This window comes from Aeromonas sp. INTO2, assembly GCF_049860605.1.
Classification (GTDB): domain Bacteria; phylum Pseudomonadota; class Gammaproteobacteria; order Enterobacterales; family Aeromonadaceae; genus Aeromonas; species Aeromonas caviae.
Genome location: NZ_CP187588.1, coordinates 2,810,500 through 2,837,297, shown reverse-complemented (window position 1 = coordinate 2,837,297; position 26,798 = coordinate 2,810,500). Strand labels below are relative to the sequence as shown.

At 56.3% G+C, this 26,798-nt stretch carries 24 protein-coding genes and 2 pseudogenes; 18 read left to right on the top strand and 8 right to left on the bottom strand.

Annotation, left to right across the window (positions count from 1 at the left end; genetic code table 11):
• Positions 1-60: 60 nt before the first annotated feature.
• Together pdxH and ACPW74_RS13310 are read left to right on the top strand one after the other, a co-directional pair.
• Positions 61-699 (top strand): pyridoxamine 5'-phosphate oxidase, encoded by a 639-nt coding sequence (gene pdxH, locus ACPW74_RS13315; RefSeq protein ID WP_010673959.1) that lies wholly within the window; start codon positions 61-63, stop codon positions 697-699.
• The gene (locus tag ACPW74_RS13310) at positions 699-1,658 is read left to right on the top strand and encodes a LysR substrate-binding domain-containing protein (protein WP_103261776.1); all 960 of its coding nucleotides are present in this window, start codon (positions 699-701) and stop codon (positions 1,656-1,658) included. Before pdxH ends, ACPW74_RS13310 begins: the two co-directional genes overlap by 1 nt.
• 328 nt (positions 1,659-1,986) lie before the next feature.
• Here ACPW74_RS13310 and ACPW74_RS13305 read toward each other — a convergent pair whose 3' ends face one another.
• From ACPW74_RS13305 to ACPW74_RS13295, 3 genes are read right to left on the bottom strand one after another with little or no spacing between them, the layout of a single operon-like run.
• Positions 1,987-3,168: a M20 metallopeptidase family protein gene (locus ACPW74_RS13305; protein WP_103261777.1), complete on the bottom strand. Its 1,182-nt coding sequence runs from the start codon at positions 3,166-3,168 to the stop codon at positions 1,987-1,989.
• Complete coding sequence (locus ACPW74_RS13300; RefSeq protein WP_043154511.1) at positions 3,168-3,617, bottom strand: hypothetical protein; 450 nt, start codon at positions 3,615-3,617, stop codon at positions 3,168-3,170. Before ACPW74_RS13300 ends, ACPW74_RS13305 begins: the two co-directional genes overlap by 1 nt.
• Entirely contained in the window at positions 3,614-4,432 is an 819-nt protein-coding gene (locus ACPW74_RS13295) for a DUF3100 domain-containing protein (protein WP_010673963.1), read from the bottom strand. Before ACPW74_RS13295 ends, ACPW74_RS13300 begins: the two co-directional genes overlap by 4 nt.
• Positions 4,433-4,692: 260 nt before the next feature.
• Between ACPW74_RS13295 and ACPW74_RS13290 the strand changes: the two genes are divergently transcribed.
• Together ACPW74_RS13290 and ACPW74_RS13285 are read left to right on the top strand one after the other, a co-directional pair.
• The gene (locus tag ACPW74_RS13290) at positions 4,693-5,883 is read left to right on the top strand and encodes a GNAT family N-acetyltransferase (protein WP_043154515.1); all 1,191 of its coding nucleotides are present in this window, start codon (positions 4,693-4,695) and stop codon (positions 5,881-5,883) included.
• A gap of 152 nt (positions 5,884-6,035) precedes the next feature.
• Positions 6,036-6,542 (top strand): GNAT family N-acetyltransferase, encoded by a 507-nt coding sequence (locus tag ACPW74_RS13285; protein ID WP_010673966.1) that lies wholly within the window; start codon positions 6,036-6,038, stop codon positions 6,540-6,542.
• Positions 6,543-6,614: 72 nt separating this feature from the next.
• Here the strand turns inward: ACPW74_RS13285 and ACPW74_RS13280 are convergent, their stop codons facing one another.
• On the bottom strand, positions 6,615-7,115 hold the full coding sequence (locus ACPW74_RS13280) for an SRPBCC family protein (RefSeq protein WP_010673967.1): 501 nt from the start codon (positions 7,113-7,115) through the stop codon (positions 6,615-6,617).
• 182 nt (positions 7,116-7,297) lie between these two features.
• Between ACPW74_RS13280 and ACPW74_RS13275 the strand changes: the two genes are divergently transcribed.
• Positions 7,298-7,738 carry a GNAT family N-acetyltransferase gene (locus ACPW74_RS13275; RefSeq protein ID WP_042880882.1) on the top strand — a complete coding sequence of 147 codons (441 nt, stop codon included), beginning with the start codon at positions 7,298-7,300 and terminating at the stop codon, positions 7,736-7,738.
• 133 nt (positions 7,739-7,871) lie between these two features.
• Here the strand turns inward: ACPW74_RS13275 and eda are convergent, their stop codons facing one another.
• Positions 7,872-8,489: a bifunctional 4-hydroxy-2-oxoglutarate aldolase/2-dehydro-3-deoxy-phosphogluconate aldolase gene (gene eda / locus ACPW74_RS13270; RefSeq protein ID WP_319892668.1), complete on the bottom strand. Its 618-nt coding sequence runs from the start codon at positions 8,487-8,489 to the stop codon at positions 7,872-7,874.
• A 50-nt stretch (positions 8,490-8,539) separates the two neighbouring features.
• On the opposite strand from eda, the pseudogene ACPW74_RS13265 reads away from it, so the two are divergent.
• From ACPW74_RS13265 to ACPW74_RS13255, 3 genes and pseudogenes are all read left to right on the top strand, one after another.
• A pseudogene (locus tag ACPW74_RS13265) lies at positions 8,540-8,650 on the top strand (GntR family transcriptional regulator); the annotation flags it as partial.
• A gap of 6 nt (positions 8,651-8,656) precedes the next feature.
• Positions 8,657-8,827 (top strand): hypothetical protein, encoded by a 171-nt coding sequence (locus ACPW74_RS13260; protein ID WP_010673970.1) that lies wholly within the window; start codon positions 8,657-8,659, stop codon positions 8,825-8,827.
• A 594-nt stretch (positions 8,828-9,421) separates the two neighbouring features.
• Entirely contained in the window at positions 9,422-9,649 is a 228-nt protein-coding gene (locus tag ACPW74_RS13255) for a hypothetical protein (RefSeq protein WP_129146646.1), read from the top strand.
• Between the two features lie 93 nt (positions 9,650-9,742).
• On the opposite strand, the gene ACPW74_RS13250 is transcribed toward ACPW74_RS13255, so the two are convergent.
• Positions 9,743-10,666, bottom strand: a complete 924-nt coding sequence (locus ACPW74_RS13250) for a WYL domain-containing protein (protein ID WP_041212653.1) — start codon at positions 10,664-10,666, stop codon at positions 9,743-9,745.
• A 361-nt stretch (positions 10,667-11,027) separates the two neighbouring features.
• On the opposite strand from ACPW74_RS13250, the gene ACPW74_RS13245 reads away from it, so the two are divergent.
• The gene (locus ACPW74_RS13245) at positions 11,028-11,720 is read left to right on the top strand and encodes an ADP-ribosylglycohydrolase (protein ID WP_234887596.1); all 693 of its coding nucleotides are present in this window, start codon (positions 11,028-11,030) and stop codon (positions 11,718-11,720) included.
• Here the strand turns inward: ACPW74_RS13245 and ACPW74_RS13240 are convergent.
• Entirely contained in the window at positions 11,717-12,373 is a 657-nt protein-coding gene (locus tag ACPW74_RS13240; protein WP_041212654.1) for a HEPN domain-containing protein, read from the bottom strand. The two genes, ACPW74_RS13245 and ACPW74_RS13240, sit on opposite strands and share 4 nt — an antisense overlap.
• A 532-nt stretch (positions 12,374-12,905) precedes the next feature.
• On the opposite strand from ACPW74_RS13240, the gene ACPW74_RS13235 reads away from it, so the two are divergent.
• From ACPW74_RS13235 to ACPW74_RS13215, 5 genes and pseudogenes are all read left to right on the top strand, one after another.
• Positions 12,906-13,070, top strand: a complete 165-nt coding sequence (locus tag ACPW74_RS13235; protein ID WP_232535685.1) for a hypothetical protein — start codon at positions 12,906-12,908, stop codon at positions 13,068-13,070.
• Between the two features lie 265 nt (positions 13,071-13,335).
• Positions 13,336-14,505 carry a hypothetical protein gene (locus ACPW74_RS13230; protein ID WP_041212656.1) on the top strand — a complete coding sequence of 390 codons (1,170 nt, stop codon included), beginning with the start codon at positions 13,336-13,338 and terminating at the stop codon, positions 14,503-14,505.
• 166 nt (positions 14,506-14,671) lie between these two features.
• Positions 14,672-16,771, top strand: a complete 2,100-nt coding sequence (locus ACPW74_RS13225) for an AAA family ATPase (protein ID WP_041212657.1) — start codon at positions 14,672-14,674, stop codon at positions 16,769-16,771.
• Positions 16,772-17,096: 325 nt separating this feature from the next.
• Complete coding sequence (locus tag ACPW74_RS13220; protein WP_129146648.1) at positions 17,097-18,173, top strand: AAA family ATPase; 1,077 nt, start codon at positions 17,097-17,099, stop codon at positions 18,171-18,173.
• Between the two features lie 94 nt (positions 18,174-18,267).
• Positions 18,268-18,465: pseudogene (locus ACPW74_RS13215) on the top strand (DDE-type integrase/transposase/recombinase); the annotation flags it as partial.
• Here the strand turns inward: ACPW74_RS13215 and ACPW74_RS13210 are convergent.
• Positions 18,466-18,636, bottom strand: coding sequence for a DUF4113 domain-containing protein (locus ACPW74_RS13210; protein WP_234887597.1), 171 nt, complete (start codon positions 18,634-18,636; stop codon positions 18,466-18,468).
• Positions 18,637-18,855: 219 nt separating this feature from the next.
• Between ACPW74_RS13210 and ACPW74_RS13205 the strand changes: the two genes are divergently transcribed.
• The 4 genes from ACPW74_RS13205 to ACPW74_RS13190 all read left to right on the top strand — a co-directional run bounded on the left by ACPW74_RS13205 (position 18,856) and on the right by ACPW74_RS13190 (position 26,797).
• Positions 18,856-20,604 carry a GmrSD restriction endonuclease domain-containing protein gene (locus tag ACPW74_RS13205; RefSeq protein WP_425858184.1) on the top strand — a complete coding sequence of 583 codons (1,749 nt, stop codon included), beginning with the start codon at positions 18,856-18,858 and terminating at the stop codon, positions 20,602-20,604.
• A 268-nt stretch (positions 20,605-20,872) separates the two neighbouring features.
• Positions 20,873-24,166 carry an SNF2-related protein gene (locus tag ACPW74_RS13200; protein WP_041212659.1) on the top strand — a complete coding sequence of 1,098 codons (3,294 nt, stop codon included), beginning with the start codon at positions 20,873-20,875 and terminating at the stop codon, positions 24,164-24,166.
• Positions 24,163-24,882, top strand: coding sequence for a DUF4391 domain-containing protein (locus tag ACPW74_RS13195; protein WP_041212660.1), 720 nt, complete (start codon positions 24,163-24,165; stop codon positions 24,880-24,882). Before ACPW74_RS13200 ends, ACPW74_RS13195 begins: the two co-directional genes overlap by 4 nt.
• A 34-nt stretch (positions 24,883-24,916) precedes the next feature.
• Entirely contained in the window at positions 24,917-26,797 is a 1,881-nt protein-coding gene (locus ACPW74_RS13190) for an ATP-dependent endonuclease (protein WP_041212661.1), read from the top strand.
• Position 26,798 lies beyond the last annotated feature (1 nt).

Genomic DNA, 26,798 nt, shown 5'->3' with positions numbered 1-26,798 from the left:
CGCACAATGCCTGCACCCATCGCCGCACGGGCGGCAGAGAAAGAGAGAAGGAAAATCAAGATGATGGATGTGGCTGATCTGCGTCGCGAATACACCAGGGGTGGACTGCACCGGGCCGATCTGCCGGCCGAGCCCCTCGCCCTGTTCGAGAAGTGGCTGGCCCAGGCTTGCGAGGCCAAACTGACCGATCCCACCGCCATGGTGGTGGGCACCGTGGATGCCGATGGCCAGCCCTGGCAGCGCACCGTGCTGCTCAAGCACTACGATGCCGAAGGCATGGTGTTCTACACCAACATGGGCAGCCGCAAGGCGCATCAGCTGGAGGGCAACCCCCGTATCAGCCTGCTCTTCCCCTGGCACACCCTGGACAGACAGGTGCACGTGACCGGTCGGGTGGAGAAGATGAGCACCTTCGAGGTGATGAAGTATTTCCACAGCCGTCCCAAGGACAGCCAGATCGCCGCCTGGGTCTCCAAACAGTCGACCCGCATCTCGGCCCGTGGCGTGCTGGAGGCCAAGTTCCTCGAACTCAAGCAGAAGTTTGCCAATGGCGAAGTGCCGCTGCCGAGCTTCTGGGGTGGTTTCCGGGTGCGCATCGACACCGTCGAGTTCTGGCAGGGCGGGGAGCATCGTCTGCACGATCGTTTCTATTACACCCGCGAGGGGGACGGCTGGCACATCGAGCGCCTGGCGCCCTGATGAACATCGCCCGGCTCAAGAATTTCACCGAGATAGTGAAGAACAACTTCAACATCTCGGCGACGGCGGAGAAGCTCTATACCTCCCAGCCGACCCTCAGCAAGCAGATGAAGATGCTGGAAGAGGAGCTGGGGCTGGCGCTGTTTACCCGCAAGGGCAAGAACCTGTCGGGCCTGACCCCCATGGGGGAGCAGGTGATGGAGCTGGCCAGGGGAGTGGTGGCCCAGGTGGAGCAAATTGGCCAGCTTTCCCTCGGGGATCAGCTGGCCACCAGCGGGGTGCTGCGCATCGCCACCACCCACACCATGGCCCGCTACAAGCTGCCGGCGGTCATCACCGAATTCTCCCGCCGCTACCCCGAGGTGAGCATCCAGCTGCATCAGGGAGCCCCTGCCCAACTGGCGCAGATGGCGCAAAACGGGGATGTGGAGATGGCCATCGCCACCGAGTCCATGCACCTGTTCGACGAGCTGGCGACCGTGCCCTGCTATCGCTGGGGGCGCAGCGTGGTGGTGCCCCACGGCCATCCGCTGCTGGACTGCCAGCCGCTGGCCATGGCGGATCTGGCCCGGTATCCCCTCATCACCTATGTGTTCGGTTTCACCGGCCGCTCCAAGATGGACAAGGCGTTCGGACGCCATGGCCTCAGCCCCCGCATCGTGCTGACGGCCACCGACAGCGACATCATCAAGCACTATGTGCGCCTGGGGATGGGTGTCGGGGTGATCGCCACCTCGGCGTTCGACGAAGGGGACAGGGAGAGCCTGGTCTGCCTCAACATCGATCATCTGATCGCCTCGAGCGTGGCCCATGTGTGCCTGCGCAGGCACGCCCACCTGCGGGACTACATGTACGACTTCATCAACCTCTATGCCCCCCATGTGAGCCGGGAGACGGTGCAGCTGGCGCTGCTCAACCAGGGAACGCCCGCCCCGTCTGCGACCCTGCCCTGGCTCTGAAGGCCGTCAGGGGGAGTCAGATGTGCTGCATAGAGGCAAAAAAGAGAGGCCAATGGCCTCTCTTTTTTGTGATAAGTGGTGTCCTGCGCTGCCTTTTCCCGGTGATCCCTCTCTCCCGGCTATCGTGGTCACCATATTGACGGCGCTCCGGGTGCCGAGCCGCAGTTCGCCATCATCCAGCATGGCCTCGGGGTGCGGCAGCCCCCTTGCTGCTTAGGGGGGGCGGGTCGCCAGATTGACGAAGATCTGGGCACCGATCAGCAGGCAGTCATCATCCGGGTAGTAGGGGATTGACGTGGTGCTGGTAGTGGCAGATCCCCCTGGCCCGTCAGTCGACCCTGGTCGCCAGATTGACGAAGATCTGGGCTCCCACCAGCAGGCAGTCGTCGTCCAGGTAATAGGGGTTCGCGTGCAGGTAGTTGCAGATCCCCTTGGCCTGATTGCCGCTGCCGAGGAAGAACATGGCCCCCATGCGGCTTGGCGTGGCGTTGATCATGTAGCTGAAGTCCTCGCTGCCGGTCATGGGCTGGCCCTTTGCGTTGATCCCGTCGCTGGACAACACATCCGAGGCGGCTTGTTGCAGGCGCTCGCAGGCCTGGGGGTGGTTCTCCACTGCCGGGTAGCCGGCATGGACCATGGTGGTCTTGAAGCCGCGCAGCTCGCTCTGGGCGATGATGTCCCTGAAGCTGTTTTTCAGGATCTGGTCGGTTTCGGCGTCCATGGCGCGGATGGTGCCACGGGCCTGCACATGATCGGCGATGGCGTTGGGAATGGTGCCGCCGTTGATCATGCCGCAACCAAAGACCGCCGGGCTGAACGGGCTGGTGCGCTTGGCGACGATGTAGTCCATATCCTCGATGATCCGCACCGCCTCCCGGATGGCATCCAGCCCCTTGTGGGGGGTGGATCCGTGGGCGGAGATGCCGTGCACATCGAGCGTCCAGGCCGACCCCCAGGAGGACATGACCCCCTGGTTGAACTTGATGGTGCCCGTCTCCATGGCGCCGTCGTTGTGCAGGGCATAGACCTCGTCCACCCCCTTCATGCAGCCAAGCTCCACCATCTTTTCGGCCCCGGGGACGCGCATGTCCTCTTCCGCCATCTGGAAGATGAAGCGGACGTTGTACCGCAGGCGATCGCGGTTGGCGGCCAGAAACCTGGCGGCGGTCAGAGCGATCGCCATGTGGGAGTCGTGGCCGCAGTTGTGGGCCATCCCCTCATGGGTGGATTTGAACGCCACCTCGCTCATGTCGTGCATCTCCAGGCCATCCATGTCGGCACGAAAGGCAATGGTGGGCAGGGTGGGGTCGACCGCCAGATCCCCGTGAAAACCGGTGAAGCCGGGATACAGGGTGATCCTGTAGCCGAACTCTTCCATCAACCCACGGCAGTAGGCAGAGGTCTTGAACTCGGCCCCGGAGTATTCCGGGATGCGGTGCAGGTGGTGGCGCACTTCGTAGCTGAAGTCGCGCAGGGCCAACAGGTCAGGTTCGATATGGTAGTGGTTCATCAGATGATCCCTTGAATGGAGAAACCGAGCTGGGCAACCAGGGAGGCGCCAAAGAAGCAGCAGGTGGAGACGACCATGAAGATGAGGATCACCTTCCACGACATCTTCTTGAGCTCCTCCAGCTGACCGCCCACCGAGAGGCCGGCGAAGGCCAGGAGCGGCACGCAGCAGGAGAGGAAGGAGATCTTGGCCACGGCATCGATGAAGAGGCCGCGCACCGGGGTCTCGGGCAGGCAGATGAGAATGCCGATGATGGTGGCATAGGCAAAGGCCGGCAGGGAGGAGGGCAGGTAGCGCTTGGTCACCAGGGAGGCGAACACCACCAGGGACATGGCGATGAAGCTGTCCCCCATCTGCCACAGCGGCAGGCCCGAGGTCAGGGTCTGGGTGAACATGGCCAGCAGGATCGCCAGGAAGACGAAGCGCATATCCATCACGATGCTTTTCATGCTTTCTCTCCTTTGGCGGTCAGGGCATAGATTTTTTCAGCGAGCGGCAGACCCAGATAGGTGAGGGAGAGCGCTCCCAGGGCCGACGAGAGCAGGTTCGAGGCGGCGGCGATGCTGAGCACCTGCTGGGCCATCGCCTCATCGAGGCCGTTGATGAGGGCACCGGAGGCGGCGCTCAGCATGGAGCCGGATCCCACGCCGGAACCGGCGGCCAGGGCCAGGGGATGCAGCCCCGTGAGGGGGGCAATGCTGCCGAGCACGCTGAACCAGAGGGTGCCGATGACGGAGCCGCACAGGTAGATGGCGAGCACGCCGATGTACTCCTGGGAGCCGGTGCCGAACTTGCCCTGGATCACCGCGACCGAGGGTTCACGGCTGATGGAGGAGCAGGCCCCGATGGCGCGGCGGCCAAAGCCGAACTTCACCGCCAGCGGAATGGCGATGAGGATGGGCAGGAGGTTGCCTATCTCCTGCAGGAAGAGCGGTACGCCGACGCTCAGGATCATCTTGAGGTTGGGGATGATCATCCCCGCATACTGGGTCCCGAGGATCAGCAGGCTGAAACCCACCATCTTGCCGCAGAAGCCCTCTTCTCGCTCGGTGAAGAGCCTCTTCCAGCCGGGAATGCGATCCTTGACGGGCTTGGCGGAGACGATCATGCCGATGATGACGGCAAAGAGCATGGGCAGGATGGGGATGATGGCGATGCCGAGTCTGATCTCCTGCTTCCCGATGAGGGATTGGGCCACGAAGATCAGCAGGGCGGTCGCCAGGGTACTGACTACTACCGTTTTGAGTGGGCTGGTTGGCTGCATAGTGTGTTCTCTTGTTATCCGTTGTCCTTCATGGGCGTCTTTGGTCACGCCATGATGGGGGCATGATAGGAAGCGAGGAGGGGAAGGAATGTGACCGCCATCAAGTCAGCCATATGGCATTTTTTCATGGGGTATGCCGTTTAACCATGGTAAACATATGGTTTAACAACTCATTGGCAGCTGCTTATGCTGCCTCAGACAGGAGTGTGGTGCCGCCCGGGCACCCGGTGCCTGATCCGGGGGGGGATGTGGGGGAAGGAATGGATCTGTTGATAGAGGGCGCGCTCTGGCGCCCCTCCTGGCAAGCGGCGTTGCAGGCCTGGCAGCACCAGGGAAACCGCTGGTGGCTGCTGCTTGGCAAAGGGGAGGCGAGGGAGATGGCACCTTGGGCGGCCAGCCCGCCAGATGGCATTCTCCTTGCCCGCGACCTGCTTGCCGCCTGGCTGGGTGAGGCCGCCTCCCCGCTGATGGTGACACAGCCGGACCGGCAGATCCTGATCGCTGCCTCCGGCTCCCTGCTGACCCTGGCCAGAGAGAGCGGCTTGCTCACCCTGGGGCCCGCGGGGGCGGATCACCGCCTCGGTGCCGATGACGACCTCGGGGTTGCCCTGCAACGCCTGCTTGCCCGCCGCCTGATGACCCCGGTGCTGCGCGAGCCTGGCGGGCAGGACGCGCTGGTGCTGCGCCCCCTGCTGCCCGGCGATGAGAGCGCCATCCTGCGTTATTGTTCGGATGCGGCGCTCGCCCGCTATACCCTCAACATCCCCCACCCCTATTCGCCGGAGGCGGCGCGGGACTGGCTTGCCCTGAGCGGGCGCAAGGCTGCTCTCGGGCTGGGATGCACCTGGGCCCTGACTCTGCCCCAGGGGCGTGAAGACGAGCCCGCTCCCCTGGTCGGCACCCTCTCCCTGCACTGGCACGGGGAGCTGGCATGGTGGGTCGGCGTGCCCTGGCAGAACAGGGGGCTGGCCACCCGGGCCGCGAACCTGGTCAGGGCGTTTGCCTTCGAACAGTGGCACCTGCCTGCCCTCACCGCCCGCCACATGCCGGGCAACCTCGCCTCAGGCCGGGTGATGGAAAAGACTGGCATGCACCATGACGGGCGTCGGCCAGATCCGGCCGATGGCGCCCTCGAGCTCGATCACTGGCGGCTGGATCGCCCGGCGCGCCTGACGGATGCACGCAAAGAGGCGCTGGCCCCCTGGCTGGATGACGAGGAAGTGGTCGTGGCCATACTGCACGATGAGGGGGTGGCGCTCTTCATGGCGGGGGAGGCGACAGAGGGCGAGCAGACACTCAGCGGGCTGACGGTGCGGCGCTATCCCCTGGCCATGCTGGCGCCAGAGGCACCCGGGGTGCAGGCCCATGGTGGTGGCGCCCTGCTCAAGGAGTGCGGGGATCTGGGCCTCGCCTATCTGCGGCGATTGCGACAGCCTGACGACGGACGCTGATGGCTTGCGCAAGGGCGGTCATCGCGAAGCCTGGTGCGGGGTCTGTCAGGCGTTTTCCTGAGTCCGCCCTCCCATTTTCAGACAAAGGCAGTGAAGAGGCGCCCCACTTCTGTGGAATAATGGCCGCCCTGCTGTACGAGGAGTAACGCTGTATGTTGAGAACCGAGCGTCCCGGCGACATGCTGCCAGTCTATGAGCTGGTGAGTGCCGCCTTTGGTCGTCCCGACGAGGCCGAACTGGTCAACCGCCTGCGAGAATGTGGGGCCGCCGTGGTCACCATGGTCGAGGAGGAAGAGTACGAGTTCATGGGGCACCTGATGCTGAGCCCGATCACCATTGAGGGACAGGAAGGGCCCTGGCTGGGACTGGCACCCGTGGCCGTGCATCCCGACTGGCAGGGACAGGGCATTGGCTCGGATCTGGTGCGGGAAGGGCTGGACACGGCACTGGAGATGGACTGGAAGGCGGTGGTGGTGCTCGGGGATCCCGCCTACTACGCCCGTTTCGGCTTTCGGCCTGCCAGCGACTTCGGCCTGCACTGCATCTACGAGGTGCCGACGGAGTGTTTCATGGCGATGGAGTTGCAACCCGGCGGGCTCGACGGGGTAAGGGGCGAGGTGCTCTATCACCCCCTGTTCGATGAAGAGCCGGTGGAGTGACCGCCTGCCCATCCATGAAAAAGGACCCTGAGCGGGTCCTTTTTCGTGCCATGCCCATCGCTTGAATGGACGTCACTGGGCCAGTGATTTCAGCTGCTGCTTGCCCGGCGGGTTGTTCCAGTCGATGGGGCCGTGGGTGAAACGGTACTGAAGCCTCGGCAGACTCAGTTCCAGCCACTCCTCCCGGAAGTAGGCATAGCCCTGGTCCCAGTCCGGATCCTGCGCCCAGCCGGTCTGCAGGAAGTGGAGCCGGGTGCCCTGGCCCTCCGGCACGAAGCGCAGGCTGACCTGGGTCTTCTGTTGACGAATGTGGGGAAACTGGGGAGGGAAATTCCAGCTGAAGCTGAGCAGATCATGGGGCATGACCGCCATCACCCGGCACCCTTCGCTGCCACGCTCGCCGAGGGGAGCATCGGGTCTGAAATAGATCTCGAACGGTCCGTTGGGTTCCGGGACCATGAGGCACTCCGGCGCCAGAAAACTGCGCAGCCCGCTCTCCGTAGTCCAGGCCCGCCAGACATCGTCAATGTGGGCGGGTACCAGAATACTGCCTTCAATTTGCTTGTTATCCATAAATCAGTGAACCTCAAACCAGTCATGGACGGGACCTCGGCAGTATAGCCCCTGAGGCGATAAAATAGGCAGCCCTGTGTCACACGGTTACGTATTCAAGAGGGTCCACATTGCCGATTTGACAGCACGGCGGGATCCATCGAGAGTGGGAAGCGACAAGCACGCAACGCAAGGATGGTGTCATGATCAGAATGATGACGGAAGCTGACGAGCCCATGCTGGCGCAGCTCTTCCTCAAGGGAAGGCGCCAGGCCTTCCATTGGGTTGATCCCGCCCTGTTCCGGCTCGAGGATTTTGCCGAGCAGACCCGGGGCGAGGAGATCTGGGTGGCGGAGAAAGGGGGCAGCCCGTGCGGATTCGTCTCCATCTGGGGGGCCGAGAGCTTCGTGCATCATCTCTACGTGGTGGCGGACTGGCACGGGCAGGGTATGGGGCGGGCCTTGCTTGCCGCCGGCTTGGCCGGATACCCCTCCCCGGCCTCCCTCAAGGTGGCCATGCGCAACACCACGGCGATGGCTTTCTATCATCGCCTGGGCTGGGAGAACACCGAAGAGACGGGTCATTGCGACATCACGGGCCCCTGGCGTAGGCTGGTGTTGACGCCCGATGCCGCAGGGGAATAAGCCGCTGGCAGACTGCGGCAACCGCACCGCACATTGATCTCCAGCCCTGGCAGGGCATAAAAAAGCCACTTCGCGGGAAGTGGCTCTTCAACACATCCGGGGGAGGGTAGACCTTCCCTCGCTCAACCGATGATCACAGGGCCGCCACGGCCTCTCTTACCAGGGCGGCCAGCTCTTCCCACCTGCCCTCGTCGATGAGCTTTGCCAGCACCATCCAGGTGCCGCCGCAGGCGATCACGGCATTCAGCCCCAGATACTCCTTCAGATTGGCCGGCGTCACGCCGCCGGTGGGCATGAAGCGCACCGGATAGACGGCGCCCAGGGCCTTGAGCATGGCGGTGCCGCCTGACTGCTCTGCCGGGAAGAACTTGAGGTGGCGCAGCCCCATCTCCATGGCTTGCTCCACCAGGCTGGGGTTGTTGACACCGGGGATGATGGTGACGTCCTTGTCCAGGCAGTACTGCACTGTGGTCGGGTTGAAGCCGGGGCTGACGATGAAGTCGGCGCCCGCCGCAACGGCCGCATCCACCTGCTCGCGGTTGAGTACGGTGCCGGCCCCGATCAGCAGATCCGGGTAGGCCGCGCGCATCTGGCGGATGGCCTCTGCGGCGGCGTCGGTGACGTCGGCCCCTTGCAGGCGTGCGGCGAGATAACCGGCGCTGAAGGAGTCGCCCGCCGCCGTGGTGTCGATCACCTGTTTGGCGGACAACCGCAGGGCGGCGATTTCGATCCGCTGCGTTGCCGTGACCACCAGGCAACCTCAGAGCCGCGCTTGACGACGATCTCGCCCACCCCTAAGCCCTGGCTCCCTGGCTGCATTGCGAGCGCAACCCCTACTGGCGCAAGCTCCACGAGCATATCGACGACAAGGCCATCTCCAGATGGTGCGACGATCACGACCAGATCCTCAAGGCCCTGATGCGCAAGGATCCGCAGGCGGCCAAGCTGGCCATGTGGCAGCACCTGGAGAACACCAAGCAGATGCTCTTCCAGGCCACCATCTTCGATGACGAAATGGAGGATGACCGCTACCTCTTCTCCGAAAATCCCGTCGTTCATCTGACCCAGCCTTCCACTGCCAACGGCTAGTGGAAGATTCTCGGGGGCGAACCCTCGAGGTTGTTTCAACCCCATGGAGGCGCTGGGCTGATGGCGTGGCCCACAGCTCCCGGGCAAATTGCTGCTCCACTCGCCGGTTTTTGCTGGCGACGCCACCTGGAGCTGGCCCATGTCAAATGCAGCCACCCCTCGCAGAGCCTTTGGCCTGATCTGGAGATGTGCTGCGCTCGTGGGGCGGATACATCCTCTCAAGGTGAGAAAAAGGATACAAAAAAGGCCACTTCCTGCGAAGTGGCCCTTTCCAAACGTTTGGTGGCTGGGGGATGTTGAACTTGGTTGGTATGGTGTTGATTTTAAATAAAAAATGTCAATTCAGAAAATTATAATATACCTAACCGTATGCCTAACATCAGAACTACAGCAGAAAAGTGCTTATCTGGGCTGGAATGGCCATATGTGGTTAGTTGGCAGTGGAGGAAGTTTTAACCCTTGTCTTTTTCTAAAGGTAACTCTTGAGAAAGATGGCGCTCTCCGTTGTATCAGTTCCTCGTTTGGAAAAAGTTCCTCGTCCAAAATTTGCCTATCCTACGAGCCTAGGAAACCATCACCTGCAGGTGATGGTTTTTGGATTTGACCCCATTGAGTGGTGTGGCACAGGCTCAGATTTGCTGGCGTATTACTCACCCCGATATCGTAGTAGTTGCGCAGTTGGATCACTTGCAGACAAGCATTCAGAATGATCTGACTCAAGATATTCAGAATGAACTGGAACTGGTTCGTCAGGGCTTGCAGCATAAAGAGCAGGAATTGGCTAATTATGATCAATTGCTGACTCGTCTTGGCACGATGTAATTTGGGGTCTTTGATTGGAAAAGGCTCCCGCCATGGCGGGAGCCTTTCTTGTTTAGTTTTCTTTGCCGGATGTGATGAGTGCAGGGAGTGCCACTAGTGTGGCAGCACTTGAAGATCCGCACTCTTGAGCTTGAAGGTGCAGCCTTGCTGGATGAGCTCCTCCCGGTTGGCCAGCACCAGCGGGTAGAGCAGGGGATGGCTCTCATGCTCGTCGTTATAGCTGACTTGCATTCGCTCCAGTGCGTAGTGCATCAGGGGGATCCGCTGGGTGAGCTGAAGACAACCATCAGTCATGGCGTAGTCGCTGCCTATAATGGCTTGTTGCCCTTCACTGAGGCTTGGGTTGGGGATAACCACGGCGGTGACCTGGGTGTTCCACTCCAGATCCTGATCCCGGCCATGTGGAGAGGCGTCCAACAGTTCCGGCTCTGCGCGAAAGCGGCTCATCACAAAATCCAGATATTCCCCTTTCTTCTCGCAATAGGCGCGTACATGCCAGCGGATCCCGTCATAGACCAGGGTATGGGGTACGATATTGCGACCGCTCTGCTCCTCTGAGCTGAGCGAGACATAGTCCACATCCACCCGTAATTGCCCTCGAGCCGCCTGCACCAGGCCGCGCACGATTTTCGGATCGATATGGCGGTTTGGCACATCCAGGATCTCTATGTGGCCGTAGCGCAGGTCCATCAAGGGGAGAGTCAGGATCCCTGATTCGTGCTGACGCTGATATTGCTTCTCCCGGTGCAGCAGCATCAAGTATTCACCCAGCTTGCCTTCACTAAAGCGGGGGGCAAATTGCTCGGTGGGCTTGTATCCCTTCAGACTTTTGTCATAGACGAGCCCTTCTGGCGAGTAGTGGGCCAGGTAGTGGTTGATATCCCGTGAGGCCTGTTGGCGGCCGATGTTGAAGGCCGTCATCAGGTGATTGGTCGTCAGCCTGCCCTCCCACTGCAACACGATCTCCAGCAGACGAAAACGCAGGGTCTGATCCCAGGTGAGCTCTTTGGGTGCCATATGTGCTCCAAAATGCGACATGTGTATGTAACCAGTATCGTCATGAGTATACAGGCTACATATAATGAGTCCATCAAAAGCGGCGTCAAGGGAGTATGTCATGAATGGCAAGCCGGTTATCACCTACCCGTGTCAATCCTTGTGCCCTGCGCCATTGAGGGGAATGGTCGCCACAGCCAAAGGCGCCCTGCTTATGGCTGGCTACTTCAACCGTTCGAGCCCACAGCGTCCAGGCAGCAGCAAACAGAAGGTTCTCTGATACCCCCAACGCGCTAATGCCAGCAGTGCCACTACCTGAGCTACCGGGTGGTGTGTCAGCAACGGCATGACTCATTTCAAACGCCATCGTCACTGAGGTTCTATGAATTCAACGCTGATATCGGGTCAGTCGGCCATGCCGCTGATCAAGGGGATCTGTTGCCTGTTGCCAGCCGAGCAGGCGGGCGAACTTGCTACCCTGATCGCAGAAGAACAGGGTCGGTTGGGCGCTGTGCCATTGAAGGAAACCGGGGGATCGCGTCCCTGTACTGAACTGTGCAGAGTGGCACGTTTGGCTTTGCATATTGATCGGCATCGCTTGGATCGCACGGCTCTGCCCATCTATCAAGGGCGGGAGCAACTCATGGCAGGGGCCGCCGCATTGCTGGATGACGATATGACGCTTGCATGTGGTGATGCCATGCGGTTACTGGCATTGCAACTCGACAAGCTGCTGAGGGGAAGCCGTGGCAGCGCACAGGCCAAACTGGACGGACTCACCCTCAGTGCGATGGAGCAGAGGGCGTTGGCCGCTCAGTCCCCCAACACCGGTGCTGTGGTGCGGGGGAGCTGGCGTCGAAAGTCACGTAATCAACTTGGCCGAGGCAATTGGCTCGATGTGGTCGAAGCGGCGCTCTGGTGTTTCTGGCACAGCGACACCCTGCAAGAGGGCGAAGCCCTGCTTGGAGCGCTGCTGGGCGCAGATATCCGGGTTCGCATTGTCTATGGCATGTTAGCGGGGGCCTTTTACCTGGCAGATTCATCCGAGATGCGTCCCCCGCAGGTATCGAACTAACCCGCTATTTCCACCACTGGATAACAGGCGTCCCCCCACAGGGTTTGTGGGTGGGACATCATCAGCGCGATGATCACCGGGGTCAGCTTGCCTAACAGGTTTGCACAATCTTTAAGCTGCTTGCGATTGACCGAACCATTCCAGGTGGCGCCGCCATGCATCAGTTGATTCCGCAGGGTGTAGAGACGGTTAAATACGACCCCCAGCAACTGGGGGGTATTGCCGCTAGCCAGCGCCTGGGACGCCATTCTCTTGCCCTGTGCCAGCCGTTCCTTCCACTGTGTTTCACTTATCTTGCCGCTGTGAAAATCCCAGAAACTCTGCAGTACAACAGGCGTATCCAGCAAGATACGGATACTTCCCGAAAACTCCTGCCACACGAGCTGCTCGATCTGCCTGTGCTCATCCAGCTCGCACAGTTTTTCCAGAAAGGATTTAAAGGTTTCCTGCTCCGACAAGCGGCGATTGTCATCGATTTCGGTGGCATAGGCAGCGTTGAACGCAATCCAGAGAAAAATGAAGCGGCCATCTTCATCTTCTGCCATCTCTGCCCGCTGCAGCCAGCTCAATGCGCGATGCACACGCAACTTTAGGTTGGCAGGTGAGTGTTCACGCAGCGCCCGGTGACGAGTTTTCAACTGTTCAAAATTCAATGACGATCTCCTTCTCAATCAGATGAATAGCTAGCTTCTGTAACCATGACCCCAGCACACGGCATCTCTGCGACCTCAACGGGCTTGTGACGAACTGGCTGGAATAGCAAGGGGTAATAACAGCGGTTACTTTCGGATGACATCCTTCAGCTTAGCGATGGTCAGATCCACCAGGGTGGCCGGCGCTTGTTCAGGTGGTGCATGGTTACACTCGGGGCATGTTTCGAACCAGCTATGGCCGCGTACCAGTACGTCACTCTTGGGGGCAACCGTCTTGTGCCAGCCGCATTGAGGGCAGCGAAATGTCGTCGGGGGCGGGGGAATTGGCATGGCATTCCTCAAACTAAAACAAGTTCCATTTTGGTCCAGCATACCATACCTGAATCTTGATGAGTGTCGCTGTTCTCACAGATCTTAACGAGGTATAGCGCCTGCCTGAAAATACGACATGTGCAAAATCCCAGTATCGAAGCAGCCAGGGGGGATGGGTATAGTCAAGCTGACTTCCTCCACCTAAGGGAGGAGTTGGATGATGAACGGTCAAACTTGCTTACCGGGAGCTGTGCGCCGGGTATTGTTGGTGGCGCTGCAGCTCGGGCTATTGCCCCTGGCGGTGCTGGCAGCCAGTTGCACCTATCGGGAAGATGCATTGGGCAATACTCGTTATCAGTGTGACGATGGCAAGCGCGGTGCCTAGCGCGAGAATGCGTTCGGCAATATCAAAGACTCTGGCATCGGCATCACTTGGTGCAAAGACAGCTTCGGGAATCTGCGCGCTTCTGATGGCACCGTTTGCCGCACCAACTCCCAGGGTCTTCTCAGGTATGATGTGCAGAGCACACCACCAACCTTGTTTGAGGGTGACTGACATCATTATTGGCAATCGAACTGGCTTCAAAGACCTGGTATGAGTGGATACGCGACAAGGTGGTTGTTTCGGGTGAGGAAAGGGAGGGGGGCGTATGGAATTGCGATATGAAATTCAGGAAATTGGTACCAGCTTGTTGGTCGAAAACTGGCAGGCGGGGCTGCGCTGCCTCAGCCAGAGTGCAGGAAGTGCGGAATATCAGGATGCCCATCTGCCGCTGCCACTCTCCCATCTACCAGATCATTTTCTGGCCGGCATACCCGATGAGCTAAAGGGGGCGGCAGCCCCTTATGGCGAGCTGGCCTTGCGGCTCTTGTCGTTGGCACGACAGCATGCGTCTTGTGCCGAGCTGCTCAAACTCAGGCCCATCTTGCTGTTTTTGGCGGCGCTATATTGGCCGCAAGACAATTTACCCATCGTGAAACACGCAGCCTGTGGGCAGCGTGCGTTGTTGCACGCTATGGGGTTGGCGCCGCGCCGCAGTTTGCTCCGTTTTCTTGACCGCCTGCGGCTCAATCTTGCCATCGAATGGCAGCGTGATTATCTACGGCTCTTTCTATATGAGGAACCCGAGGCCTATCTGGCCCTGCGTCATGAGCCGAGAATTGGCCCCGTGCAGCTGTTCCTGCTGTTTCATGCGCCCGAGCTTACCGGCAGCGTACTGATCCGCTCGTTACCACATCATGATGACGGTGGGTTATGGCTCAGTCGTCTACTCGACCCGCTCAACCCTGCCCTAGCGTTGGCTCGAGCGGGGCGCTTTCCTGGCGACTGGCAGGCGTTGCGGAATATGGCGGATCTGACAGAGGTTGCAGCTACGGTCCTGAAGGTGGAGCAGGCAGATGATAGATCTCGCCAGTTTCAGTATCTGTGTGAGCGACTCAAGCTGGACGAACGGCACCCTTTGCCGGACTCAGCCCAGCGACTACGCCATCTGCAAACGCCCTGGTTACAGCAGGTGGCGAGTTGGCCAGAGCTGGATGCTGCCTGCGCACGAATGAACTCGCGCAGATGCGAACTTTGGTCACTGACCATGTTGAATGACATCTTGCGTGGACGGCAGGCGCTGTTTCGGCTCTGCTCGCCTCGGCGGAAGAAAACGCTTTGTTGGGTACGGATGTCGCTTGCGCAATCCGCCCCCGATCAACCTGCGTTCACTGCCTTGATTGAGGTCACAGGCCCCAAGGTGGGGCGGGTGTCCCGCTACTGGGTGCGCCGCTTGTATCGCCATCTTTCGACTCACCCCTTAAGCCTGCGGGCTTGATACCCGCCCCCTGAATAGGTCAAGGCCCCGATTGCAGATGCAAACGAGGGATGTGCCTGTTTTTGTTACATGTCTATACGTTCAGTATCGTCCATTGCCCTGGTGCGCGCTTTAATGGGCACCAGAGCGGTCATCTGGCAGCGTCGGTTGGTGAGAGAGGCATATCATGACAGCAATCAAAAAAAGTTCGGCCCTCAATGGGGTTGCGTGCGGGTATCTGTGGCAACTGCTGCGCACCATTCCCTCAGTGTATCCGCAGTTGCGCGAGATGGAGCCCCGCCAACTTGAGCAGTTTGAGCTGAGCCCCCAGGATCTCGCCAGCCGGCAGGCACTGCTGAAGTTGCTCAAGACCCGTGCCGCCGCTCCCAAACCCGTCTGTCTCTGGCACAACTGTGAGTTGCTCGATCGGCAGGTCGGTGAAGACTCGCCACTCAGCCTGGCCCTCTTGCGCTTTATCACTATCTACACCTTGCATCCTGGTCTGCAGCAGATGATTGAAGAGGCCGGTGATGCCGACAGACAGGGTAGCCGCTTGCCGCTGCTGGCGGCGATGATAGGCTATCCGCTAGAGGCACTGCGTCACTACCTCAGCGGTGCCAACTGGATGCGAGAGGTCGCCTTTCTCCATCGTGAGGCGGACTCTTTGTTGGGGGTGAGTATCAACATGGATCTGCTGTTGGCCGAAAAGCTGCTGACCCAGACGCTGGAAAAACCGGTTGAGTTGATCTCCGATGTGCTCGAGGAGATGCCCCCCAGCCAGCTGACGCTGGACGATTACGGCCATATGCAGCTGGGTGCCCTGGTTGAGCATGCTGGCATGCTGGATCAGCAGATGCCGTCAGGCTGGAATGCCCTGCTATGGGGAAAACCGGGCACCGGCAAGACGCAGCTTGCCTGTCTGCTGGCTGGGCTGGCCAACCTGACACTCTACACCTTGCGCAGCGAAGAGGATGCCAACGCCTTTCGCCGAAACGGTATGCAGAGCCGGGTGAGTGAACTGTTGCTGGCCCAGCGCCTGCTTGGACGCAATGGTAGCTGCATGTTGCTGGTCGATGAGGGGGACGATCTCCTGATGAGCGGCACCATCGCCAAAAACAGGCGCCACCAATTGCTGGAAGATAACCCAGTCCCGGTTATCTGGACCACCAATGATGTGGCGAGTATTGATGCCGCCTGTCTGCGCCGCTTCAACTGGTTGCAGCAATTCGAGTTTCCCAATCCCGACACCCGCATCCGCCTGTTTACCAAGGCAGTGCGGGGCCTCGGGATCACCCGGCAGCAGATCGCGCACTGGGCTGAGCGTACCTGGTTGTCACAGGCCGATATCCAGAGAGTGGCCAGTCTGATATGTAGTCTCGGGCTCAAGCGCAAGGATGCCGCAGATGCCATTGAGCACTGGCTGGATCAGCGTGAGCGGGCCTTTAACATCGAGTCGGATGAGTGCCCTGGCAATCCGATTGGCAAAAGGGCAGGGGGAAAATCTCAGACAAAAGAGGCGGCTTGCGCTTACCGGATGGAGGGCGAATTTGACGCAGGACTGCTCAACCTGCGAGGGCGTGACGGCCAGCTCCAGCAGGATATCGATATCGCCGAGCTGATGGTATCACTCAAACAGGCAAGAGAGGGCAGGATCTTGTTGCACGGCTTGCCGGGCACCGGCAAAACGGCGCTGGTTCATCACCTGGGCAAGCAGCTTGGCTGCGAGGTGGTACAGAGGCTGGGATCGGAACTGCTACACAAATATGTGGGTGAATCCGAACAGGCGATGGCGCAGGCATTTGTCGAGGCCAGAGAGCGTAACGCCATCTTGTTTCTCGATGAGGTAGACAGCCTGTTGACGGACCGCCGCAGCCATCACCAGGGCTGGGAAACCAGTCAGGTCAACGAGCTGTTGCAGCAGATTGAGCACTTCGACGGCATGCTGGTGGTGGCAACTAACTTTCTCGATCGTCTCGATACGGCGGTTGCCCGGCGTTTTGACTACCAGCTTGAACTCTGTCCGCTGCTGCCGGCCCAACTCCATGGCGCCCTGGAAGGCTGTGTCGATAAAGCGACCCTGCGCGAGATCGGATCATCCCTGCCCGGTCTGGGGGGCGTGACCCTCGGCGATATCGCGGTTCTCAAGCGCCGCCAGCGCCTGCAAAGGCGCAAGCTTGGAGCTGCCGAGATTCTGGGGATCTTGAAGACGCTGATCGCAGGTCGTGAGCGCGGTAATGCCAGGCCGATAGGCTTTTTGCAGGGCAGCCCGATGGTTTGCCAAGGTTAAACCAATATTGACATGGGGCAAGTGGGCACGCTCTGCTTGCTGCCTCTCAGTTAGGGAAGGTGCTAACAAGTCACTTGGCACAAAAACACACCATTCTAACTTATTGATATTAAATGGCTAAACTTTTTAGTTTTGGCACATAGGGTACTTATTCGCACCTTCCTTAGAAAAAATGTCAACCAAAGCGTTCATTCTTAGATATTTAAATATTTTTTCACTGTTATTGAAAAACGATACCATGAGCAGTAATGTATGCCAATTGGACCTGATAAATATGCGTACATCTTGACTTCTATGTAATCACATTCACAAATAAGGAAGTTATATGGTTTCTTTTGAACTGTTAGAGCAACTCCATAAATCTGACCTGCAATTTATTCTTAGGGCGAATGGCTTCACTGGTACCGGAAATAAGCATGAATTAATTGAGCGAGTGCTCAGCTCGCTATCTCTATCGCAAGCTTTAAATAGTCTAACCTTTACTAATGTTAAAACCTTGTGCTCATTTTTCAATATAAAGTATCAGGGCAAACAGGCATCTATAACAGCACTCTGTAATTTATGTGGCGCATCATCTGATACAAATAAGGTTGCCGATGTTGTACATGATGAAATATCATCAATTAAGAATGAGTTAAATGATATTGTCGGTTTGGCTGGTGTTAAAGGTAAAATAAAAGAACTCATTGCCTTCAGTGCTATTCAACAGAAAAGAAAAAATTTGGGCCTGGAGTCGGTTTCAGTTGGTAGACATATCGTTTTCACGGGTAACCCAGGAACAGGAAAAACAACAGTAGCTGGAATTATTGGCAGGTTATTCAAAGCTTATGGATTGGTGAGCCAAGGAGGATTCAGAGAGGTTAAGCGTTCAGATCTCGTCGGAGAATATATTGGAGAATCAGAAAAAACTACCAGTAAAATTCTGGAAGAAGCCAAGGGCGGGGTTCTCTTCATTGATGAAGCATATGCTTTAGCTGGCGAAAAGAATGACTTCGGCAAGGTCGTAATTGAAACTCTCATGGTTGCCATGGAGAAGTATCGTGACGATATTGTGATTATTGTTGCAGGTTATAAAGACGAAATGGAGCAGTTTTTGAATATGAACCCTGGCCTTAAGTCTCGGTTCAACTTTTTCATTGAGTTCGATGATTACAATGACGAGGAATTAGTCAGAATAGTCAAGGTAATGGCTGAAAAAAATGACTATTTAATAGAGAAAGAACTGGAAATAGCATTGCTTGATAAGTTTTCAAATTGCAGAAATTCCACCGACAAGTTCGCAAATGGCCGTCTTGCCAGAAATTTATTTGAGTCTATGTTATTGAAGCAGGCGATTCGTCTGTCTGAGACTGAAAGCTATGATGATGCCATGTTGCAGCTGTTAACAACAGCTGATTTATAATGGTTTATTTAGTGTCATTTAAATGGGCTAGTCCCTCTGTTTTCTGGGGGATTACTAAAACGGACATTCACGCCCATGTATGGAGATGGTATTCCGCACTCAAGAAGGGTAGCTCTACTTGGCGATGGTACTCGACTTGTTCTCTCGCCAGATCGTCTGTTGGGCTATGAAGCCAAGCATGAAGGCAGACTTGGCGGTTGATGTACTTTTGATAGCTGTCTGACGGTGCAAGCCAAAGCAGTCGGTACTTGTGCCTTCGGGTCAGGGCAGCCAATCCCCCGGTAGGAAATATCTACTGTCGTGGGGGCAGTCCAGACCCCGTGCCTTGGCTGGCAAAGCCTACGTGCCCCAATCCCTTGGCGTTGATCTGGTCCATCACGGCCATCAGCGCATCCGATTGAGCGGACGACGGGGCAAACAGACCGGCCTGTTGCTGTCCCTTGGGGGTGAACTCACTCAGCATGACGCCCCCTTCTGATCGCGGTAACCGTCACGCGAATGCCAGCTTGCTCGCCGCAATAGGGCAAACGTTTGTCAAGCTGGCAGGCTCTCACAAACAATTACAGCTGCTGGCAACACAGACTATCGGCACGCGACTTTACTGTAGCGCGAGCCCTGTCAAGAAATACGTTCTGAAAAAAGGCATAATGTAGAATCACTTACTGAGAATGTTTCGTCTGACATGAGCACTATCACTCCGCACTACCGTAGTGTGCAGCAGTTACTGCAAAGCCAATCTTTTGCCATCGATGAGTACCAGCGTGAGTACAAGTGGGAAAAGGAGAATATCGAAGAGCTGTTGTCTGACTTGCAGGCCAAATTTTTTAGCCACTACAAGCCAGGCGACGAAACCACAGCCGTCAGCAGCTATGGCGAATATTTCCTCGGTTCCATCATCGTCAGCAAGCGCAACGGTAAGAACTATCTAATCGACGGCCAACAGCGGGTAACTTCTCTGACCCTGCTGCTCATATGCCTGTATCGTGCAGCCAAGATACAGAAACTATCGGTGGGAGGAACCGTTGCCCCGCTTATCTTTAGCGATAACTTGGGCAAACCCAAATTTAACCTCGACATACCCGAGCGACTGCCCGTCATCAAGGCGTTGTTTGAAGGTCAAGACTTTAATCCGGATGGTAAAGATGAGTCCATCCAGACCATGTACGCCCGCTACCGCGACATTGAAGCGAACGATCTGATCGCAGATCTGGGTGATGCACTGCCACATTTCATCTACTGGTTGTTGACCCAGGTAGGCTTGATCGAGATCGCGACGGATAACGACGGCTATGCCTACACAATCTTTGAAACGATGAATGACCGGGGTAAACCTCTGAGTCCGGTAGATATGTTGAAGGCCTATCTGCTGGCTCCGATTGAAGAACCGGAAGAGCGACTGCAAGCGAATCAGACATGGAAGAGAGAGGTGCTGGAGCTAATCTCTTGGGATGGCAACCACGAACCGGAACGAGATGCCAATTGTATTAAAGCTTGGCTGCGGGCGCAGTATGCCGAGAGTATTCGCGAACGCAAGGCTGGCTCAGTAGACAAAGACTGGGAGTTGATTGGTTCTGCATTCCACCGTTGGGTGCGTGACCATAGTGACCTGATGGGGCTTGGTAAGTCCCAGGGGAACCAGAAACTGATGGTTGAGAGTTTCCCGTTTTTCGCCAAGGCCTATCGGCACATCCTGCACGCCAGCAAGAATTACACACCCGGTATGAAGGCGGTTTACTACAACGCGCACAATGATTTCACTTGGCAGAGCACGGTATTGCTCGCTCCGCTAGTTGAAACCGATGATGACGATACAGTGAAACGCAAGTTGGCAGTGACAGCGACCTATCTGGACATTTGGTTGATGCGTCGAGTAGTGAATTACGTCCGGGTTGGGTACTCCAGCGTGTCTTACGCCATGTGGTTGTTGTGTCGAGAGATCCGGCGCAAAGCACTACCAGAATTAGTAACCATTCTCCAAAAGAGACTGGCGGATGATGAAGTGACATTCTCCGGCTATGAGGCAAAAGGGCGAACGGGCATTGATGGGTTGGGACTCAATCAGTTCAGTCGTCGTTATATTTACCATCTGTTGGCACGGTTAACAGAGGCGACCGAAGTCGGAGCGGGGCGTACCGAGACATTTGATAAATTGGTGGATCGCTCTCTTAAGAACCCATTCGATATCGAGCACATTTGGGCAGATGATTACGACGTACTGAAGGGGCAGTTCAGCACCGAGCAAGAGTTTCAGGATTGGCGCAACCATGTTGCTTCGCTTTTGTTATTGCCTGCAGATGTTAATCGGAGCCTACAAGACAAGCCGTTCCCTCAGAAGCGGATGCACTACGCCAAACAGAATTTCTACGCCGCGAGCCTAGGGAAGGTGCGAATAAGTCATATGGCACGAGAGCATTTACTGGTAACTCATTGATATTAAATGACTAAAATTTTCATTTTTTGTTCGTGGGATACTTGTTCGCACTTTCCCTAGATGCCAGCGCGTATGAACATCAGCCACAGTTTCAGCAGTTTGCGACCCAACACCAGTTGCCTTTCAAAGCCGCCGAAGTATTTGACAAAACTCAGCAACAGGCGCGGCGTGAACTCGTTGCGGAGCTAGTGGAATTGATCTGGTCTCCGGATCGCTTAAGTGAAGCCGTTTATGCCTGACCGATCGCAGCAGCCAAGGTAAGAGACTGATGGAGCTTATTGACAACATTAACCGCCTGCTCGGTGACGATCTTAAACAAACCCTCAGACCCGGAGCTCGGCTGAAAATCGCAGCGTCATGCTTCTCGATGTATGCCTTTGAAGCGCTGAAGGCAGAACTTGAAGTAATCGATGAGTTAGAGTTCATCTTCACCTCGCCCACCTTCGTTGCCAACGAAGTCACCGACAAGATCCGCAAGGAGCGTAAGGAATTCCACATCCCCAAGCTCGATCGGGAGCGCAGCCTCTACGGTAGCGAGTTTGAAATCCAGTTGCGCAACAAGCTTACTCAACGAGCCGTAGCCAAAGAGTGCGCAGACTGGATTCGACGTAAAGCGGTGTTCAGGAGTAACCGTACCAAGGCGCCAATGCAGCAGTTTGCCTGCGTGCAAGCCAGCGAGGCAGACACGGCTTACATGCCCTTACATGGTTTTACGGCCGTTGATTTGGGTTACCAGCAGGGCAATGCCATTTCCAATCTGGTCAACAAGATGGATGAAGCCCCCTTTGCTGCTACGTATCTCGGTCTGTTCAACCAGATTTGGAATGACCCTGAGAAACTGGAGGACGTGACCGCTCAAATTTGTGAGCACATAGCCTCGGTGTATCAAGAGAACTCGCCCGAGAGCATCTACTTCCTGATGCTCTACAACATCTTCAACGAGTTCCTTGACGATATTGATGAAGATGTACTGCCCAATGATCGTACTGGTTATCAGGACACGCAGATCTGGAACAAGCTGTTCAACTACCAGAAAGATGCTGCAACCGGGATCATCAACAAGCTAGAGACCTACAGCGGCTGCATCCTTGCCGACAGCGTCGGTTTGGGGAAGACCTTCACCGCGTTAGCAGTCATCAAGTATTACGAATTACGTAACCGCTCGGTGCTGGTGCTGTGCCCAAAGAAGCTGGCCGACAACTGGCTCAACTACAACCGCAATCTCAAAACTAACCTCTTCGCCCGTGATCGCTTTAACTACGACGTCCTTTGCCACACCGATCTGTCCCGTACCAGTGGTGAGTCTTTCGGTACGCAGCTGAATCGGATCAACTGGGGCAACTACGATCTGGTGGTCATCGATGAGTCTCACAACTTCCGTAACAACAACGCCTACAAAGAAAAAGAGACCCGTTATCAGACGTTAATGCGCAAGGTGATTCAAGAGGGGGTGAAGACCAAGGTGCTGATGCTGTCGGCCACACCAGTCAACAACCACTTTGCCGATCTCCGCAACCAGTTAGCATTGGCCTACGAGGGTGACTCTGAAAACCTGAGTAAGAAACTGCGCACGAGCAAATCGGTGGAAGAGATCTTCCGTAATGCCCAAAAAGCCTTCAATGCGTGGTCAACACTACCACCTGAAGAGCGCACCGCACGGGCCATTTTGGACTCGCTGGATTTCGACTTTTTCGAGTTGCTCGATAGTGTCACCATTGCTCGCTCACGCAAACATATCCAAACCTTCTACGACACCAAAGACATCGGCCAATTCCCTGAACGACTCAAGCCTTTGTCATTCCGTTGCCAGTTGACTGATCGCCCAAACGTGTTGGGCTTTAACGAGATTTTCGAGCAACTTTCCCAACTTAAGTTGGCCGTCTACACGCCAGCGGCTTACCTGTTGCCAAGCAGAGTCCAGAAATACATTGATCGCTATAACGATCAATCTGGCGGTAAGCATGGCAACCTAAGTCTGGTCGGGCGAGAACAAGGCCTACAGGCGTTGATGACAGTGAATCTGCTTAAGCGGCTGGAGAGCTCAGTAGAGTCTTTCCGGTTGACTCTCCAATCACTGCGGACCAACCACGATGCCATGCTCGCTCGAATTGCAGCATTCAACCGAACTGGCGGGGTTGCAACGGTGGGTGACCTTACCGATATCCTGGATAGACTGGATGCTGAAGAAGACGAACTGCCGACGCTGAGCGATGAAGCCGGGGAGATTGGCGGCAAGGTCAAGATCAGTCTGGCGGATATGGACCTGCTCTCCTGGGAACATGAACTCAAGCGGGACGTGCAGATCATCGGAGTGTTATTGGAAGAAATGGGCAAAATCACGCCCAAAGACGATGCCAAGTTACAACACCTGAAGGCCCACTTGCTGGAGAAGATTGCCAACCCCATTAACCCCGGCAATAAGAAAATCCTGATCTTCACCGCCTTTGCTGACACTGCCGACTATCTCTACGCCAACCTTGCGCCCGAGATGCTTGCCTGTTTCTCGATTCACACCGCCAAAGTGACCGGCACAGGAGCGCCTCAATCGACCGTTAAACATCGTGGGCAAAGGCGTAGCTATGACTTCCAAGAGTTGCTAACCCTATTTTCGCCACGGTCCAAGGAGAAAGCGGTAGTGATGCCAGATGAACCCGTCGAGGTGGATCTGCTGATAGGCACCGACTGCATCTCCGAAGGGCAAAACCTGCAAGATTGCGACTACCTGATCAACTACGACATTCACTGGAACCCGGTGCGCATCATTCAGCGTTTTGGCCGGGTCGATCGTATCGGCTCGCTTAATAGCTGCATCCAGCTAGTTAACTACTGGCCCGATATCTCGCTCGATGAATACATCAACCTCAAAGAGCGCGTCGAAAGCCGCATGATGATTGCCGATGTGACGGCAACGGGGGACGATAACGTCCTCTCAGCACAGGCCAACGATGTTTCATACCGCAAAGAACAATTGCGTCGGTTACAAGAAGAAGTGATCGAACTGGAAGAGTTGAAGACCGGTGTATCCATCACCGATCTGGGTCTCAACGATTTTCGGATGGACTTGCTCAATTACATCAAAGTCCACGGTGACTTGGGTAATGTACCGAGTGGGATGCACGCCGTCGTGCCCGCCAATCCCGACATGGGGCTCCGACCTGGGGTGATGTTCACGCTACGCAATCGCAATACCGATATCGGCATTAATCAGCACAATCGGTTGCATCCCTACTACCTCGTGTACATCGATAGCGAAGGAGAGGTCGTCCACGATCATACCGAGATCAAGCGCCTGCTCGATCTGGTGAGAACCTGCTGTAAGGGGCAGGCTAAACCCATGACGGCGGTATGCGATCGCTTCAATCAAAACACCGCCGATGGGCGCAAGATGCAGGCTTATTCCGATCTTCTGGGCGCATCCATTCGCTCGATGATCGAGGTAAAGGAAGAGAAGGATCTCGACAGCCTCTTTGGGGGCGGCAAGACCACGGCACTGACCAATACCATCACCGGCCTAGATGACTTCGAGCTGATTAGCTTCCTCGTTATCCAGGAGGAGCAATGAGCCAAAACGCCAGCTGTCAGCATCCCGCGCTGATTGCGTACCCTAAGCAGGCTGCTTTTGGCCGTGTGTTGCCAAAAAACAAGATCTACGAACACAGCGGCGCGAATGCCCGGCTCAAAGAGTTGTTCGTCGAGCAGGTGGAGCAAATCGTCTGGCAATATAAGCTGGCGCCGGAAACCATCAATCTGCCGTCCCGCGCAGCAGTCCCTGAAATCCAAGTCTTCAGCATTCAACTGAAAACCGCTGAATTGCACCAGGATGTATTGCGCTGTATCGACGGTGCGGTGCCTTTCCCCATCATCTTCGAGCTGCACCAGGGTGAAGGAGAGCGAACGCAGACCCAAGTGGTGGCCGCGTACAAGCGTCCGGCCATATCGAGTCGGGGAACGAGTGGGAAGGCGGACACTAGCAGCTGGGTGCTATCGGATTACTTTGCAACTAATTGGTTGCCAGCGACGACAGCACGTTCTTCTTTGCCACTGGGCATCGATATGGCGGTACTATACGAGGCCTTGCTACAGCGCTTGCTCCCACTAAGGGCCAGACCACAAGAGATGCTGGCCGATCTGATTGTCCGAGTGGATCAGGTCGCTGCCAAACGCCGCACTATCGAGAAGGTCCAAGCGCGCATGGCCCGAGAAAAGCAATTTAACCGCAGGGTGGAGATTAATGCAGCACTTCGTAAGTTGAAGGTTGAATTGGAAGAGCTCAAATAATGGCTGAAGGTAAGTTTAGGGAGTCGAAACTGAAATGAAGATTCAATCCGTTCGTATCAGAAATTTCCGGGCATTAAAAGACGTTACTATTCCTTTTGACTCCGTAACAACCTTCATTGGGCCAAACGGTGCTGGCAAGTCTACTGTGCTTCGGGCTCTCGACTGGTTCTTCAACGGCAAGCCAGGTTCGCTGACGGAAAAGGATTGCTCATTTGGGGCGATTGACCAAGACATTGAAGTTCAGGTCACATTTTCGGACCTCACTGAAAAAGACCGTGAGGCTCTTGGCAAGTATGCTCCAGAAGGCATCAGTACGTTCACCGCATGGAAACGTCGATCTTCTGATGGTACTGAGATGCTTTCTGCCAATGCAAAAGGCTTCCCTGACTTCAACGCTATCAAGGCGGCTAGTGCTGTAGCGGAGAAGAAGGCGCTATATGTCAATCTCAAGACTAGCCGCCCAGAGCTAGAGCTCCCGACAGCCAATACCGGTACGGCCATTGAACAGGCAATGACCATTTGGGAAGCAGCGCATACAGATTTGCTCGAAGACGCACTCGAATCTTTGCAAACTAACTTTTTCGGTTTTAACAGCGGCGGTAAAATGAGCGGGCTCTTTGACTTCGTGTTGGTCACAGCCGACCTTAGGGCCAGTGAAGAATCGCTTGATGGTAAGTCGAGTATCATCGGGCGAATTCTTGAACGTTCAGTGGACCGCGCAGCAGCTGATGAGGAGATTGCGAAGATCGTCGAGGAGTCACGAGCACAGCAGCAAAAAGTGTATGAGGAGAAGTTCAAGGGGCAGCTCGAAGCAATAACGTCGCAGCTTAACGAGGTCGTGGCGTCTTATTCGCCGGGGCGATCAGTAACTGTTTCCCCAGCTGAGGTGGAGCTTAAAGCCCCTAAGACAACCTTCGAAGTAGCTGTGCTAGATGGTACAACTGAGACGGCCGTTGACCGACAGGGACATGGCTTCCAACGGACGATTTTGATCTCGGCACTTCAACTACTGGCGCAGTCTGGGGCTGCTTCAGCGGAAGGGGTTATCTGCTTGGCGATTGAGGAGCCGGAGCTCTTTCAGCATCCGATCCAAGCTCAGGCCTTCGCGAAGGTACTCCGGGCTCTTGCGGAGGATTCAAGCAAACGCATCCAGGTGGCTTATGCGACGCATAGCCCCTACTTCCTTGAGGCTCGCCATTTTGATCAAGTTCGGCGGCTGACGAGATCATCTGGCGAGGCTCCGGTTGTTTCTGTTCACTATGCAACGATTGCTGATGTTAAAACCCGGCTTCTGGGAATTGTTGACGGTGATGTAGTTGAACGTCGGCTCGATCACAACGTGGCTGATCAGCTCGCAATTGCACTGTTCGCGAATAGGGCCTTCCTTGTTGAAGGGCCAACAGAGTCATCCGTGTTCTATGGCATTGGAGACAGAGCTTCTCCTGGAGCGCTTGAAGCAACTGGTGTTTCGATTGTGCCCGTAGGGTCAAAGACATCCATACCACTTGCCCATGCGATCCTCACTGCGATAGGTGTACCTGTGTACGCGCTCTTTGATGCAGATGGTGGGTTTGAAGCGCGATCCAAGGCGAAGGGCAAGAAACAAGGCGATATTGATAAAGAACGAATCAACCATGCCAATGAGAATCGCAGGTTGCTCCGGTATTTCGGAATGCTGGAAGAAGATTTCCTATCCGACATCGTTGCTGACGAAGTAGCGGTCTTTGAAGATCACCTCGAAACATTTCTCTTGGAAAACTGGCCTGAATGGATTACTACCTGCAGCGAAGTCGAGGCTGCTGCGGGTATCAGCCTCGCCAAGAATCAACTCGCATACCGAACAGCAACGCTCAATGCCGAAGGCGTCGTTCCTGAGATGCTGTTGCAAATTTTGGCCAAGGTGGAGGGGAAATAAT